General features: G+C 62.8%; 13 protein-coding genes. 5 read left to right on the top strand and 8 right to left on the bottom strand.

Going from position 1 to position 15,341, the window contains the following annotated elements; genetic code table 11:
* Positions 1 to 20: 20 nt before the first annotated feature.
* The 5 genes from OH491_RS02610 to panC all read right to left on the bottom strand — a co-directional run bounded on the left by OH491_RS02610 (position 21) and on the right by panC (position 4,708).
* Complete coding sequence (locus OH491_RS02610) at positions 21 to 560, bottom strand: RNA polymerase sigma factor (RefSeq protein WP_068769455.1); 540 nt, start codon at positions 558 to 560, stop codon at positions 21 to 23.
* Positions 561 to 668: 108 nt separating this feature from the next.
* Positions 669 to 1,577, bottom strand: a complete 909-nt coding sequence (locus tag OH491_RS02605) for a hypothetical protein (protein ID WP_145928644.1) — start codon at positions 1,575 to 1,577, stop codon at positions 669 to 671.
* 258 nt (positions 1,578 to 1,835) lie between these two features.
* Positions 1,836 to 3,476 carry an L-aspartate oxidase gene (gene nadB / locus OH491_RS02600; RefSeq protein WP_068769457.1) on the bottom strand — a complete coding sequence of 547 codons (1,641 nt, stop codon included), beginning with the start codon at positions 3,474 to 3,476 and terminating at the stop codon, positions 1,836 to 1,838.
* A gap of 44 nt (positions 3,477 to 3,520) precedes the next feature.
* Positions 3,521 to 3,850: a cupin domain-containing protein gene (locus OH491_RS02595; RefSeq protein ID WP_068769458.1), complete on the bottom strand. Its 330-nt coding sequence runs from the start codon at positions 3,848 to 3,850 to the stop codon at positions 3,521 to 3,523.
* A gap of 15 nt (positions 3,851 to 3,865) precedes the next feature.
* The gene (panC, locus tag OH491_RS02590; RefSeq protein ID WP_068769459.1) at positions 3,866 to 4,708 is read right to left on the bottom strand and encodes a pantoate--beta-alanine ligase; all 843 of its coding nucleotides are present in this window, start codon (positions 4,706 to 4,708) and stop codon (positions 3,866 to 3,868) included.
* Positions 4,709 to 4,845: 137 nt separating this feature from the next.
* Here panC and OH491_RS02585 point away from each other — a divergent pair, with 137 nt between their 5' ends.
* The gene (locus tag OH491_RS02585; RefSeq protein WP_068769460.1) at positions 4,846 to 6,069 is read left to right on the top strand and encodes an LL-diaminopimelate aminotransferase; all 1,224 of its coding nucleotides are present in this window, start codon (positions 4,846 to 4,848) and stop codon (positions 6,067 to 6,069) included.
* Positions 6,070 to 6,244: 175 nt separating this feature from the next.
* On the opposite strand, the gene OH491_RS02580 is transcribed toward OH491_RS02585, so the two are convergent.
* Positions 6,245 to 7,180 (bottom strand): GDP-L-fucose synthase family protein, encoded by a 936-nt coding sequence (locus OH491_RS02580; protein ID WP_068769846.1) that lies wholly within the window; start codon positions 7,178 to 7,180, stop codon positions 6,245 to 6,247.
* A 223-nt stretch (positions 7,181 to 7,403) separates the two neighbouring features.
* Entirely contained in the window at positions 7,404 to 8,414 is a 1,011-nt protein-coding gene (gene gmd / locus OH491_RS02575) for a GDP-mannose 4,6-dehydratase (RefSeq protein ID WP_068769461.1), read from the bottom strand.
* Positions 8,415 to 8,638: 224 nt separating this feature from the next.
* On the opposite strand from gmd, the gene OH491_RS02570 reads away from it, so the two are divergent.
* The 4 genes from OH491_RS02570 to OH491_RS02555 all read left to right on the top strand — a co-directional run bounded on the left by OH491_RS02570 (position 8,639) and on the right by OH491_RS02555 (position 13,194).
* Positions 8,639 to 9,154, top strand: coding sequence for a dihydrofolate reductase family protein (locus OH491_RS02570; RefSeq protein ID WP_068769462.1), 516 nt, complete (start codon positions 8,639 to 8,641; stop codon positions 9,152 to 9,154).
* Positions 9,151 to 9,438 carry a hypothetical protein gene (locus OH491_RS02565; RefSeq protein ID WP_145928645.1) on the top strand — a complete coding sequence of 96 codons (288 nt, stop codon included), beginning with the start codon at positions 9,151 to 9,153 and terminating at the stop codon, positions 9,436 to 9,438. The genes OH491_RS02570 and OH491_RS02565 overlap by 4 nt, the downstream gene beginning before the upstream one ends.
* Before the next feature lie 212 nt (positions 9,439 to 9,650).
* Positions 9,651 to 12,548 carry a PAS domain S-box protein gene (locus tag OH491_RS02560; protein WP_068769464.1) on the top strand — a complete coding sequence of 966 codons (2,898 nt, stop codon included), beginning with the start codon at positions 9,651 to 9,653 and terminating at the stop codon, positions 12,546 to 12,548.
* A gap of 271 nt (positions 12,549 to 12,819) precedes the next feature.
* Positions 12,820 to 13,194 carry an RNA recognition motif domain-containing protein gene (locus OH491_RS02555; protein WP_068769465.1) on the top strand — a complete coding sequence of 125 codons (375 nt, stop codon included), beginning with the start codon at positions 12,820 to 12,822 and terminating at the stop codon, positions 13,192 to 13,194.
* Positions 13,195 to 13,435: 241 nt separating this feature from the next.
* Here the strand turns inward: OH491_RS02555 and typA are convergent, their stop codons facing one another.
* Entirely contained in the window at positions 13,436 to 15,256 is a 1,821-nt protein-coding gene (gene typA / locus OH491_RS02550) for a translational GTPase TypA (RefSeq protein ID WP_068769466.1), read from the bottom strand.
* Positions 15,257 to 15,341 lie beyond the last annotated feature (85 nt).

Here is a 15,341-nt window from a genome sequence, read left to right as displayed (position 1 = left end):
TTTTCGTTTCGCTCCCGCGTTTATGATTGCTGCGCGGCAAAGTCGGCGCGCAGGCGTTTGACGGCGTTGTGAATCAGCACGCCCACATGGTTGACCGAGAGCGCGGTGATGCGGCTTATTTCCTTGTAACTGAAACCATTCTGGAATTTCAGGCGAATGACCTCCTGCTGGTTTGCGGGCAGTCCGTCGATGAGCCGCAGCAGCGCCGCCTGCTCCTCGGCCTGCTCCAGCGCGCGGCCCGGCCGCGGTTCGACCGCAGTCACGCGCTCGGCCTGCCCCTCGTCAAAGCGTTTCATGCGCCCCTCCTTTCGCAGCACGTCGAGCGCGCGGTGGCGGCAGACGGTGAAAAGCCATTCGGCGAGGTGGCCGTCCACGCCCTCGCGGGGCTGGGCCATGAGGCGGACAAATGTGTCCTGCACGACATCGCGCGCCCGGTCGGCATCGCCGCCAAGCAGGCGCGCCGCGTAACGCGTGAGCGCGCCCTGATGCTCCGCCACCACGGACGGAATGAAATTCCCGGCGTCATCCTTGCTTTTTTCATAGACGGGCTCCTGGTTCATTGGGTCATAAGGGTTTTGAGTGTGACCTGTTGCCGGATAAACGAATGAACCGGAGATTTATTAAAAAAAATTTCGAGTGACCTGTTTAGGGGCGATTCTGCACCCCGTCTATTTTGTCCGCGCGCCGAGCCTGGCCTGTGTTGCCGCCACTTCGCCGGCCAGGCCCAGTTCCGCCGCAACCAGCAGTCGCAGTCGCAGCGCCAGTTCCAGTCCGGCCCATTTTTCGGGCAGGCGCGACAAGGCCAGCCACGCGTCGCCGGTGCGGGTCGGCTTCTTCGCCATCGCCGCCGCCGCTTCCAGCAACAGCGCATCGGGAGAGTCGGGCGACGGTGTGTCGTCCGCATCCGCCGTCACGAGAAACCGCATCAACCCCACCTCGATATCGCTGCCCGCCTCGCGCACCGCCACCGCGTATAACCGGTCGGCGCGCAGTTCCTTGACTCCCCGGGCGGACTCCAGCTTCGCAAACGCCAGCGGAGGCCGTACCCGCACCGACGCCCAGCGCACGTCCGGGTCGTCAAGATCGACCACGACCACATCATAATTAATCCCGGCCTCTGCCACCCAGTTGATTTCCGGCGCGGTGAAACGGGTCACGCCAAACGGCGAGGTCACATGCACGGTGCCCGCGCGTTCGGTTTTCCCGGAATACGTCCACGAAGCTAGGTCGGGCAGCGGCGATGCCAAGGCATCGAACTTGTCCGGCGGCGGCACTTCATGACTCAGCTTTGCCGGTCCCGCCAGCGTGGTGCCGGTTCCGCCCCCGGCCGGGACCAAGTGCGCGCGCACGCCGTCGGGCAGCGAAACATCGCGACCCGACGGCACGACATCCCATCCCGCGCCGCGTCGCTCCAGTTTTTCAAAACTCGCATCATCCGCTGGAATCAAAAAAGCTGCCGGATGCGCAGGCTCCTTTTTACCGCAACCCCCGGCCAGCAAACCCGCGACCACCACTGCCATTCCCAACATCAAGCGATACCCGACCCCAATTATAAAGAAACGATACTTGCGCATCATAAAACCAGAATTCCCATGAATCCGCCGCCGTCAATCCCCGGCGGCGCCGGGTTGGGGCGGCATAATCGACTCAATAACCATTTCTGAATCATTTTTAGGCTTATCAAAATAGGGCGAGGCGTCCCGCCGAGCCGTTGCTGCCCCACGGCTCGGCGGGACGCCTCGCCCTACCAAAATATAAATTTCGTTCGGAAATGGTATAAGTCGATTGGAGGCGATTTCAATCGTCCCAATCCGACCTTTCAACCGCCCCGCGTATCACGCGGTGGTTTTGCGCATCCGCGAATCGCGCGCCGTTTTCAGTTTTTTGGGGAAGTCCACGATGGAGTGCAGTCCGCGGCTTTCCTTGCGCTGGCGGGCGCAGGCGACGACGAGCCGCGCCACCTGCACCAAGTTGCGCAATTCCAGCAGGCGCGTGTCCACCGAAAAATTCCAATAATACTCGTCCACCTCGCGGGCGAGGTTCGCCACGCGGCGGCGGGCGCGCTCGAGGCGTTTTGTCGTGCGCACGATGCCCACGTAGTCCCACATAGCGCTGCGAAGCTCGTCCCAGTTGTGCGTGATGACCACGCGCTCGTCCACGTCGCCGCCGCCGAGGTCCTTCCAGGCGGGGATGTCCAGGGAATCGCGCGTCCCCGCCCGGGTTCGTCCGCGTGGAGCGAGCGCGTGGCTGTTTTCCAGATACGCGCGCACCGACTCCGCGCCGCGATGCGCGAGCACGACGGCCTCGAGCAACGAATTGCTGGCGAGGCGGTTGGCACCATGCAGGCCGGTGCAGGCCACCTCGCCGCAGGCGTAGAGGCCGGGCAGGCTGGTCTCGGCGGACAGGCTGGTCGCCACTCCGCCGCAGGTGTAATGCGCGGCGGGCACGACGGGGATCATCTGTTTGCCGATGTCGATGCCGAGGCCGAGGCAGGTTTCGAAGATCCGCGGAAAACGCGCGCGCAGGAAGGCGCGGCTTTTGTGCGTGATGTCGAGGTGCACACAGGGGGCGCCGGAGGTCTTCATCTCGGTGTCGATGGCGCGCGCCACGATGTCGCGCGGCGCGAGATCGGCCATCTCGTGATAGCGCGACATGAACGCCTCGCCCGATGCATTGCGCAGCACCGCGCCCTCGCCGCGCACCGCCTCGCTGATGAGGAAGCGCCCGCCCTCGGGCGAGTAAAGCGCGGTCGGGTGAAATTGCGTGAACTCCATGTTGCGCACCTCCACGCCCGCGCGCCACGCCATCGCGATGCCGTCGCCGGTCGCGATGTCGGGGTTGGTCGTGTAGCGGTAAACCTGGCCCGCGCCGCCGGTGGACAGCATTACCACCGGAGCGCGAAAGGTCTCCACGCGCCCCGCGCGGACGTTGAGCGCATAAAGCCCGGCGACACGGTTCGGTCCGCGGCGCGCCGCCCGCCCGGCGAGCTTTGAGGTCGTGACGACATCAATGGCAAAGAAATGCTCGAACAGCGCGATGCGTTTTTCACATCCCACCGCGCGCAGCAGCGCCTCCTCGATGGCCGCGCCGGTCATGTCCTTCACGTGCAGGATGCGCCGCGCGCTGTGCCCGCCCTCGCGCCCGAGTTCGAAGGCGCCGGCCTTGTCGCGGGAAAACTCCAGGCCGAGCTCAATGAGTTCGCGCACGCGCGCCGGGCCGTCCTGCACGATCTCGCGCACCACGCGCTCGTTGCACAGACCGTCGCCCGCCACGAGCGTGTCGCGCACGTGCGAGTCGAAATCGTCCGTTTGCGACGTGACCACGGCGATGCCGCCCTGGGCGTGATTGGTGTTGGACTCGGCCTTGTTCTTCTTCGTGAGCAATGCCACGGAAAGGCCCGCCCGCGCCACTTTGAGTGCGAAGCTCAGCCCCGCGATTCCGCTGCCGACGACGAGAACGTCATAATTGTGGGTCATGGTAGTGAAACTGACACTTTGATATCACGGTGCATCCCGCGCGGTCAGGCGTTTTTGCGTTCCTCCGCCTCGACGGATATGCCAACCATCACGGTGGTCTGCGCGTCACTGTTCCAAACTGAATGCGGTATCCCGCCCTTTACCAAAAAGGCTTCGTTGGGATTTAATGTTTTCCGCTCCCCGCCGAGTCGAATCGTGGCCTGCCCGCTGACGACAATAAACAAATGGTCGTGCGCATGGGTGTGATCGGTTTCCGGCCCTCCTCCGCCCGGTTCCAGATATGCAATCGCGCCATCGATGATTCGCCCGCAGTTCCCAAACAATCTTTTGGCCAGAAATTTGATGTGATTCGGCGGAGTCGCGAAATCGTTCATTGGCTTGTCCGGAACTCACAAAGTGATGTTGTCGATCAGCCGCACCTCGTCCACCCAGGCGGCGACGACGAGCATGGAGCGTCCGGGCTCGACCTCGCGCATCGGCTCCATCGTGCGATGGTCGACCAGCGCCACGTAGATGACCCGGACGCGGCGATGCTGTCCCAGGATATGCGTCATCTCCGCCACGAGCCGGTCGGATCGGTGCTCGCCTTTTTCCACCATGTTTTTCGCGAAATTCAGCGCCTCGTGCAAGGCCAGCGCCTCGGCGCGCTGCGCGCCGGTCAGGTAGCGGTTGCGCGAGCTCATGGCCAGGCCGCCTTCCTCGCGCAGCGTCGGGGCGACAATGATGCGCACCGGGAAATTCAGGTCCTCCGCCATCTTGATGATGACCGCCGCCTGCTGCGCGTCCTTTTGCCCGAACACCGCCACATCCGGCCGCGTGATGTTGAACAACTTTGCCACCACGGTCGTCACGCCGCGGAAGTGCGAAGGCCGCGACGCGCCTTCGAGCGGCCTGGCCACCACTTCCTCGTTCACATAGGTCGAGTAGTTTTTCGGATACATTTCCTCCACCGAGGGGGCGAACACGAAGTCCGCCCCGGCCTCGGCGGCGAGCGCGGTGTCGGAATCGATGTCGCGGGGATATTTGGAAAAATCCTCGTTCGGGCCGAATTGGGTCGGATTCACGAAGACCGACACGATCACCACATTCGCCTCGGTCTTGGCCTGCTGCACCAGGCTCAAATGCCCGTCATGCAACGCTCCCATCGTGGGCACCAGACCGATGGTTTTCCCCTGCGCGCGCAGCGTGTCGGCCAATTTTCGCATTTCTGAAACCGTTGTGATTTTCTGCATGGGTAAAAGATTAGGGCGGCGTCATGCCACGCTTGAATTAACCCGACCTGCTCAACTAATTCAAGTGCGCGCTTTGCAGAGTTCACCTATTGCAAACGCGCATCGGATACATTTTCTAACCTACTGCTCCCTTTCCCATGATCCGTATCAACGAACACTACACCAAACTCAAGGCCTCCTATCTCTTCGCCGACATCGCGCGCCGTGTCGCCGCCTATCAGCAGGCGCACCCGGACAAAGCCGTCATCCGCCTCGGGATCGGCGATGTGACCGAGCCCCTTCCGCCGGCGTGCATCGAGGCGTTGCACGCCGGAACCGACGAACTGGCCCATCGCGAAACCTTCCACGGCTACGGCCCCGAGCAGGGCTACGCCTTTCTGCGCGAGGCCATTGCCGCGCATGACTACGCCGCCCGCGGCTGCGACATCAGCGCCGACGAGGTGTTCGTTTCCGACGGCTCCAAGTGCGATTGCGGCAACATCCAGGAGATTTTTTCCACCGACGCCCGCCTCGCCATCCCCGATCCCGTGTATCCGGTTTACGTGGACACCAACGTCATGGCCGGCCGCACCGGCTCCGCCGCCGACGGGCGCTACGAGGGCATCACCTACCTCGATTGCACGCCCGCCAACGGCTATGTCCCCGCCCTGCCCGCGCCCGGCGTCGTCGATCTCATCTACCTCTGTTTTCCCAACAATCCCACCGGCGCCGTGGCCCCCCGCGAGCAACTGGCTGCGTGGGTCGCCTACGCCCGCGAAAACCGCGCCATCATCCTCTACGATTCCGCCTACGAGTCCTTCATCCGCGACGAGAAAATCCCGCGCAGCATCTACGAGATCCCCGGCGCGCGTGATGTCGCCATCGAGTTCCGCAGTTTCTCCAAGACCGCGGGATTCACCGGCACCCGCTGCGCCTACACGGTCATCCCGAAAAACCTCACGGCCCTCGACGCATCCGGCAAGGAGCACTCCCTGCACGCGCTCTGGAACCGCCGCCACACGACCAAATTCAACGGCGTCTCGTATCCCGTGCAACGCGCCGCCGCCGCCATCTACACCGATGCCGGCAGGCGGCAGACGCGCGCCCTCACCGATTATTACCTCGGCAACGCCGCGCTCATCCGCGCCGCGATGCAAAAGCTCGGCCTGCCCTGCGTCGGCGGCGACAACTCGCCCTACATATGGGTCAACACCGGACGCGATTCATGGGAGGCGTTTGACCGCCTGCTGAACGACGCGCAGGTCGTGGTCACACCCGGCGCGGGCTTCGGCCGTTGCGGGGAGAACCACATCCGCATCAGCGCCTTCAACAGCCGCGAAAACGTCGAGACCGCGCTGGAGCGAGTGGCCAAGGCATTGTAGCCGGTATATTTGCTTATGTAGCGCAGGCATCCCTGCCTGCCGTCGTTGATTCATCGCGCGAAGCGCTCATTTATTTCCTGAAAAGGAGCAGGCGACGCTTCGCGCCTTCTGTTTCGCCGGCAAGCAGGGATACCTGCGCTACATGATGGACAGCGCGCTTTCGTCCGAAGTCGCGTCACCCGCGCAGGATGCCTTGGGCCTTTTCGTCAAGGAAAGAGGCATAGGCTCGCCGGATGCCGTCGCGGAGCGGGATTTTCGCCTTCCAGCCGAGCGCGGCGAGGCGGCTGCCGTCCATGAGCTTGCGCGGCGTGCCGTCCGGTTTTGACGTGTCCCACGCAATCCGGCCCTTGTAGCCGACCGCGTCGGCAACGGTCTCGGTAAGCTCCTTGATGGTCACGTCCGTGCCGGTGCCGACATTGATCCAGTCGGGCGGATTGTCGAGGCGGAGCAAAAAGGCGCACGCGTCGGCGAGGTCGTCCACGTGCAGGAATTCGCGCCGCGGAGAACCTGTGCCCCACGCGGTCACCTCGGGCAGGGCGGCCTCGCGAGCCTCGTGGAAGCGGCGTATCAGCGCGGGCAATACATGCGAGTTTTCCGGATGGTAATTGTCGCCGGGGCCGTAAAGGTTCGTCGGCATCGCGGAGTGGAAGAGCACGCCGTATTGCCTGCGATAATACTGGCAGAGCTTGAGCCCGGCGATCTTGGCGATGGCGTAGGCCTCGTTGGTGGGCTCGAGCGGACTGGTGAGCAGGCAGTCCTCGGACATCGGCTGCTGTGCGTGCTTTGGATAGATGCACGAGCTGCCCAGGAAAAGGAACCGCTTCACGCCGTGGCGAAAGGCGGCGTGCACGGTGTTCGCGGCGACGATGAGGTTGTCGTAGATGAAGTCGGCGGGATAGGTATTGTTGGCGTGGATGCCGCCGACCTTCGCGGCGGCGATGATCGCGGCGTCGGGTTTCTCGGCGGCGAAAAACTCATCGACCGCGGCCTGGCTGGTAAGGTCGAGCTGGCTGTGCGGACGCGTGAGCATGGCAACACCGGGCTCGTTTTGGAAACGCCGCACGAGCGCCGAGCCGACCATGCCTTTGTGTCCTGCGATGAAGAGTTTCATGGTGTGAAGGGAGGCGGCAAGCGGTTGGGTGGTGGAAAATTTTTCAGGCTGCGGGCGGGTGAGAAATCCCAAATTCCGAACTCCCAAATCCCAAAAAATCCCGAAATTCCAAATTTTCAGATTTCAAAGGGCGCGGGGCGGCGCATCGATGTTTTTTGGGAATTTTGTGATTTTGGTATTTGGAATTTTTTTGTGATTTGGGAGTTCGGAATTTGGGATTTCCTTAAACGAGGCTGGCAATCTGCGCCTCGCGCCGGGCAAGGGCGAGGTCGTGCTCGACCATGATTTTCACGAGTTCCTTGAAGCGGACTTTCGGCTCCCAGCCGAGCTGCCTTTGCGCCTTGGCCGGGTCGCCGATGAGGAGATCCACCTCGGCGGGGCGCTCGTAGCGCGCGTCGTATTTCACGAACCGGCGCCAGTCGAGATCGAGCAGGCCGAACGTCTCCTCGATGAACTCCTTCACGGAATGGGTCTCGTTGGTCGCCACCACGTAGTCGTCGGGTTTGTCCTGCTGGAGCATGAGCCACATCATCTCGACATATTCCTTCGCATAACCCCAGTCGCGTCGGGCGTCGAGGTTGCCCATGTAGAGCGTGTCCTGAATGCCGGCCTTTATGCGGGTGGCCGCTCGCGTGATCTTGCGCGTGACGAAAGTTTCGCCGCGGCGGGGCGACTCGTGGTTGAAGAGGATGCCGCTGCTCGCGTGCAGACCGTAGCTCTCGCGATAGTTGACCGTGAGCCAGTGCGCGTAGAGCTTCGCGCAACCGTAGGGCGAACGGGGCCAGAATGGGGTCGTCTCGGTCTGCGGAACGGCCTGCACCTTGCCGAACATTTCCGACGACGAGGCCTGATAGTAGCGGACTTTCTTCACGAGGCCGGCCTCGCGAATGGCCTCGAGGATGCGCTGCGCCCCGAGCCCCACGACATCGCCGGTGTATTCGGCCACGTCGAACGACACGCGCACGTGCGATTGCGCGCCGAGGTTGTAGATCTCGTCGGGCTGGAGTTTATAGAGCAGCTTCACGAGCTGGACGGCGTCGGTCAGGTCCCCGTAGTGCAGGAAGAGGCGCACGTCGTTCACGTGCGGGTCCTTGTAGAGGTGATCGATGCGATCGGTGTTGAAGGTCGAGGCGCGGCGGATGATGCCGTGGACCTCGTAGCCTTTCGAAAGAAGAAGCTCGGCCAGATAGCTGCCGTCCTGCCCCGTGATACCAGTGATAAGCGCTTTTTTCATGCGTGAGTGTGTATCCGATTTTGATGTGGCTGCGACAATGTTGAGCAAGATTAACACCAGCACAATGCAGGATGTTCAGGGTTTCCCCCACAAGGCGCGTCAAGTCGTTGCGAAAAAATGCGAAATGCCGCGGGGATTTCTCATCATTCGATGCCTGCGGGCTTGAGCGCAGCCCCCGGCGTCGCCTAGCCTGCCCTGCAACGAAAACCATCATGCGGGTAACCTTGATAGCGGCACAATCCCTCGACGGCTTTATCACGAAGCACGATATTCCGGGCGCGGGTTTCGCATCGGCGGCGGACAAGGAGTATTTCCGCACGGCGTTGCGCGAGTTCGATTGCAGCGTGATGGGCGGCGTCACCTACCGCGGCTCGCGCAGCGCGCTCCGCGCCTGGCGCGACACCTCGCGCCTGCAAATCGTGATGACGCGCGCGCCGGCGGCGTTCGACGGCGACGCGACGCCCGGGGCGCTCGAGTTCGCCGACCGCGCGCCCGCGCAAATCCTCGCCTCCCTGCGCGAGCGCGGGCGGCGCAAATGCGCGTTGCTCGGCGGCGCGCAAATCCACAGCGCGTTTCTGGCCGCGCGGCTCGTGGACGAACTCTGGCTCACGGTCGAGCCTCTGCTCTTCGGAGGAGGCACGCCGCTGCTCGCGCAACGGGCCGACACCCGGCTGTCATTGCAAGCGTGCGAGCAACTCGCGCCCGACACGCTTTTGCTAAAATATCACCTGCTGCGATGAGACGATTGATGCGACGATTGGAGGAAGTCCGCTGGCCGGTGTATTTTCTGGCCTGGGTCCTCGGGCTCACGGCGCTCGGAGCGGCCGCGGGCGCGCTGCTGTTTCCGCTCGGCGGCCTGCTCTTCAACGCCGATGCCACCTTGCTGCAACTCGCGCGGCGCGGCATGCGGTTCCTGGGATTCATCTTTTTCATCTGGGCTCCGGCCATTGGCATCACCGCCTGTGTCATGCGCGCATGGCGAAAAAAACACCCGCCGCCGCATGCCGCCGACAAGGGCGGATAGCACAAACTCCACCGGGGCAAGACCGATCACGATTTCTGCCATGTTTTTGCGTAAATTTATCGTTATCTAGTTTTTGCAATCTCAATGCATCCATGCACGTGTGGATTGCAACATTCGTCGGGCTTGCGGTATTTCTGTTTCGTTCATAAACATATTTTTTCAATTCGTCCCTTGTCTGTTTTGCCGGTTCTTCTGCCTTCGTCTGCCTTATCATGTCGTCAAACCCTTCCTCGTCCGCCCCGCCCCGCATCCTGGTAAACGAAGACTCGGAGATTGATTTTCATTTGCTGGAAACCGAGTTCCGTCGCGCGCGTTTCGCCTGCGAACTTCGGCGCACCGGCACGCGGGCGGAATTCGTGCAGGCGCTGGAGGCGTTTCGTCCCGATCTCGTCATCTCGGATTATTACCTGCCCGGGTTCAACGGCATCGCCGCGCTCGAACTCACGAAACGCCGCCTGCCGCCGCCGCCATTCATCTTTCTCACCCACGCCGCCGGCGAGGAAATCGCCGTCGAATGCCTGCACCAGGGCGCGGCGGACTACGTGTTGAAAAAACGCCTGCCGCGCATCGTCCCGGTCATCCAGTCGGTCATGTCGCGGTATCGTTCGTCGGCGGAATACCTGCGCCAGACTTACATGCCCGGCGAGTTGCTGCGCCTCACCCACGACCTGTTTTCCGTGACCACGCGCGACGGCGTCATGCAGTCCGCCAATCCGGCCTGGACCAGCATCCTCGGCTACTCCCAGGCCGAGCTTGTCGGGCGTCCCGTGCGCGCCCTCGTGCATCCCGACGACGCGGCGATTTTCGACGACTGGTGGCGGCGTCTCCTCCGGCGCGCCTCCCCGCCGCCGGGCGGCGACACAACCCCAGCCGCCTCCCCCGGCAGGACGCCGCCCGACTGCGAGTGCCGCTTCATTCACAAACACGAGGGGCCGCGTCATCTGCTTTGGAGCGCGCTCGCGCTCCCCGGCGACGACAAGGTCTGCATCTACGGCCACGATCTCACCGAGCGCAAACAAGCCGAGTCCGCCCTCCGCGAAAGCGAGACCCGCTTCCGCCGCATCGCCGACACCGCGCCCGTGCTCATCTGGATGGCCGACGCCCGCGGCCAGTTCTTTTATTTCAACAACCTCTGGCTCGAATTCACCGGGCGCAGCCTGGCCCAGGAAATCGGGCAGGGCTGCTTTGACGGCCTCCATCCGGACGACCGCGAGGCGTATATCCGCCGTTTTCATGCGCACTTTGTCGATCGCGTCGCCTTCCGCTCCGAATTTCGCCTGCGCCGCCACGACGGCGCCTATCGCTGGCTCGTCAACCACGCCACGCCTTGCATCGATGCGCAGGGGGAATTCACCGGCTTCATCGGCTCCTGCTTCGACGTCACCGAGCAGCACGAAGTCGAGGATCTGCTCACCCATCGCGCGCTCAAGCAGTCCGCCCTCGCCTCCTTCAGCCGCTTCGCGCTCGCGCCCCACTCTTTCGACGAACTGGTCCAGCGCGCAGCCGGGCTCATCCTCGACACGCTCCATGTCGATTGCAGTTGCATCTTCACGCTCAATCCCGGCGACCGGACGCTCATCCTCCGCCATTGCGCCTGCCACAAAGCCTGCGCCCGGCCCGGCGACTTTGGCCGCGTCACCGACACCATGCTCGCGCGCGAGCATGCCATCCAGCTTTCCGACGATCCCGAAAACTTTCCCGCCGCCGGGGCGCTTGCCTCGCTTGGCATGCGTTCCGGCCTCGCGAGCCCGATCGGCGCGCCGCCGCACATCCACGCATTCGTCGTGGCGTTCAGCCGGGAACACCGCGTGTTCAGCAGCGAGGCGGTCGATTTCATCCAAGGCCTCGCCAATGTGCTCAGCACCGTCCATCAGCGCGAACGCGTCGAGGCGGCGCTGGCCGAAAGCGAGCAAAAGCTCCTCCAGTCCCAAAAGCTCGAGATCGCCGGGCTCATCGCCAGCGGCGTGGCCCACGATTTCAACAACCTGCTCACCGCCATCCGCGGTTACGGCGAACTCTTGAAGGACAATCTTCCCCCCGACGCGACCGGCGACGTACCCGTTTCCCTCGACGGCCTGCTCAAGACCACCTCGCGCGCCACCGCCCTCGTGCGCCGCCTCCTCGCCTTCTCCCGCAACCAAGTCCTCACCACCGAGACCATCGATCTCAACACCCTCGTCACGGATCTCCGCGACCTCATCGCCTCCTTCCTTCCCCCCGGCATCCGCATCGAGCTCAAGCTTCACCCGCAGCCCGTCACCCTCGTGGCCGACCGCAACCAGATCGAACAGGTTCTCATCAATCTCGCCATCAACGCGCGCGATGCCATGCCCGACGGCGGCACGCTCACCGTCAGCACCACCATCCGCGAACTCGCTCCCGGCGAAATCCCCGCCCTGCGTGCCGGTTCCTACGCCGGACTCTCCGTGCAGGACACCGGCACCGGCATGACCGACGAGGTGAAGGCGAAAATCTTCGATCCCTTCTTCACCACCAAGGCGCCCGGACGCGGCACTGGCCTCGGTCTCTCCATCTGCCTCAATGTCATCCGCCACTTCCACGGCGATCTTCTGCTCGAAACCGCCCTTGGCCAAGGCACCACCTTTCAGGCGCTGCTTCCCCGCGATCCCGTCGCGGCCGAACCGGCGGGCAATTTTGATACAGACACGGAAGCTTATGACAGCAGCATGGTTCCGTTGCCATCCTCCGGCGATGACACCGCCAAAGATTCGGCCGATGAGAGCGGCGAACTCATTTATCTGGTGGAAGACGACGACGACATCCGCGAAGTCACGACCGCCATCCTGCGATCCCTCGGCTACCGCGTGCGCGCCTTTGCGGCGGCTGCCGAGGTCCTTGCGCACATCACGGGAAAGAAAAACACCGAAACGCCCAGTCTCCTCATCAGTGACATTTTCATGCCCGACATGGATGGCCGCAAACTCAGCCAGCACATCGGGAAAATCCACCCTTCCCTGCGCATCCTGTTCATGTCCGGATATGTCGATTCGCCCGCGCAGCTTAACGACACCTATTTTATCGCCAAACCCTTCACGCGCGACACCCTGGCCCGAAAAGTCCGGCTGGCGCTCGATGCCCGGCGCGAGTGAAGCGTTTTTCCCTGACGCGGTAAAAAGAAGGACGAAAATCGCAACGCGGCACCCTTTCCCACCGCCATCCGCCGTGCTAATAAAGTATAAAGAGTTAAATCCTCTGTAAATTACTTGCCTTGAAAAGGCGCATATCCAGCCTTGGCAACGCCTTCGAATGTTGACCCTAGCACGGAAAATTGTCAGATGAGCACCAACCAGCAGTTCAGTGATGATTTGAAACTCGACGGTCGGGAACGGCGGGAAGCAGACGGGGCGATTCAAATCACATATGACAAGCAGCAAGCTCTATATCGGGAACCTCCCCTTCTCCACCACGGCGCAGGAGTTGCAGGATCTCTTTTCGCAAGCCGGCGGCGTGGCCGCAGTTGACCTTATCTTCGACAAGTTCACCGGCCGCTCGCGCGGCTTTGCCTTTGTCGAAATGGCCGGCGGCGAGGATGCGCAAAAGGCCATCGAACGTTTCCACGGATACGATCTCGGCGGTCGCAAAATTACTGTCAACGAGGCCCGCCCCAGAGAAGAACGCCCGCGCGGCAATTTTGGCGGTGGCGGAGGCGAAGACCGTCGCGGCTTCGGCGGCGAGCGTCGCGGTGGTTTCGGCGGACGCCGGGACCGCGACCGCGATCGTGGCTATCGCGGCTGAAAATTTTTGGTCGCCACATCAAAACAGAACGGCCGGGCGGTTGCGCCCGGCCGTTTTTATTTCGGATTCCGCAATAGCTGCATCGGAGCGGTGACATATCCTCGTCGCCGGACGAAGCGCCCCGCAAAAACGCAGGGCGATAGCGGACACTTTTTTGCGTCCGGCGGTGGGACACCCTCGCTCCCGCACGGCACCACCCGCGCCTTTTTATTCAAAAAGCCAGGCGGCGTTAATGCCCCCGTCACGCGCCGCGGGCGGCGCGCTCTTGTTTGCGGCGCTCGAGGGCGCTGAGGATTTTTTTGCGGAGACGCAGGTTTTTCGGCGTCACCTCCACATATTCGTCGGACGCGATGTATTCGATGGCGCGCTCCAGCGACAATTTGACCGGCGGCGTGAGCTGGATGCCCTTGCCTTCGCCCTGCGAGCGGAAATTCGTGAGCTGTTTCGCCTTGGTCGCGTTGACGGGGATGTCCTCTTGGCGCGGGTTTTCGCCGACGAGCATGCCTTCGTAGATTTCCTCGCCGGGACCGACAAAGAGCTTGCCCCGCTCCTGGATGGAATCGAGCGCGTAGGCCGTGGTCACGCCGGCCTCGGTCGCGACGAGTGTGCCGGTGAGCCGCGTGGTGAGTTCGCCCGCGTAGGGGCCGTATTCCTTGAAAAGGTGGCTCATCACCCCGTGGCCGCTGGTGGCGTTGACGAGGTCGATCTCCAGGCCGATGAGCCCGCGCGTCGTGATGACGGCCTCGATCATCGTCGTGGTGTTGTGCTTCTCCATGTTGGTGATCTGGCCCTTGCGGTTGGCTAGATTCTGCATGATCGCGCCGACGCAATCCTCGGGCACCTCGACCCACAGCGTTTCGTAGGGCTCGAGGCGCTGGCCGTTTTCGTGTTTCTCGATCACGGTCGGGCGCGAGACGAGAACCTCGTAACCTTCGCGGCGCATGGTCTCGACCAGCACGGCGATCTGCATGGCGCCGCGGGCCTTGATGGTGAAGAGGCCGGCGGAGGCGGTCTCGTCCACGGAGATGGAGATGTTGGTCTTGGCCTCCTTGAAAATGCGGTCGCGAATCTGGCGCGAGGTGACGAGCCGGCCGTCGCGTCCGACGAGCGGGCCGTCGTTCACCGCGAGCTGCATCTCAAGCGTGGGCGGGTCGATGTCGGTGAACGGCAAACGGTGCGCGTTTTCCTCGGCGGCGAGCGTGTCGCCGATGTCAACGTCCTCGAAACCGGAGAGCCCCACGATGTCGCCGGCGACGCCGGTGATGGCGTCCTCGGTGCCGAGGCCGGCGTATTCGAAAATCTTGGTGATCTTGGCGCGCGCCTTTGCCTCCGAATGGTGGCGGAGCACCCAGATGGTGTCGCCGAGGTTGACCTTGCCGGCGAGGATTTTGCCGACGGCGATGCGACCGACGTAATCGCTCCAGTCGATGTTGGAGACGAGCATGTGGAAGGGCTGGTTGGGCCGGGCGAAGGGCGGCGGGACGTGATCGAGGATGACGTCGAAGAGCGGGGTCATGTCCTTGTTCTCGTCGGTGAGCTTGCGCTTCATGTAGCCGTCGCGGCCGGAGCCGTAAACGACGGGCGCGTCGAATTGCTCCTCGTTGGCGTTGAGCTCGAGGAGCAGTTCGAGGACCTGGTCATACATCTTCTGCGGGTTCGCGTTTTCGCGGTCGATCTTGTTGATGACGATGATGACTTTCAGCCCGTGCTGGAGCGCCTTGCGCAGCACGAAACGCGTCTGGGCCTGCGGCCCGTCATAGGCATCGACGAGCAGGAGCACGCCGTCCACCATGCGGAGCGCGCGCTCGACTTCGCCGCCGAAATCGGCGTGGCCGGGCGTGTCCACGATATTGATGATCTTGTCCTTCCAGCGCACGGCGGTGTTTTTCGCCTTGATCGTGATGCCCTTCTCGCGCTCGAGGTCCATGCTGTCCATGGCGCGCTCCTCGACCTGCTGGTTGGCGCGGTAGACGCCGCCGGCCTGGAGGAGTTTGTCCACGAGGGTGGTTTTCCCATGATCAACGTGGGCGATGATGGCGATATTGCGGATGTTCTGATTCATTCTCGTAACCGTGCTTTCGTTTGAAAAAGGGGGAAGACCGTGCGCCCCGCAGGAAAGGAATGCAAGTGCTAAGCCGAAGCAAGGA

The sequence above is a fragment of the Termitidicoccus mucosus genome, assembly GCF_038725785.1.
Lineage (GTDB): Bacteria > Verrucomicrobiota > Verrucomicrobiia > Opitutales > Opitutaceae > Termitidicoccus > Termitidicoccus mucosus.
The sequence above is the reverse complement of the archived record's forward strand: the minus strand, read 5'-3'. Positions and strand labels throughout refer to the sequence as shown.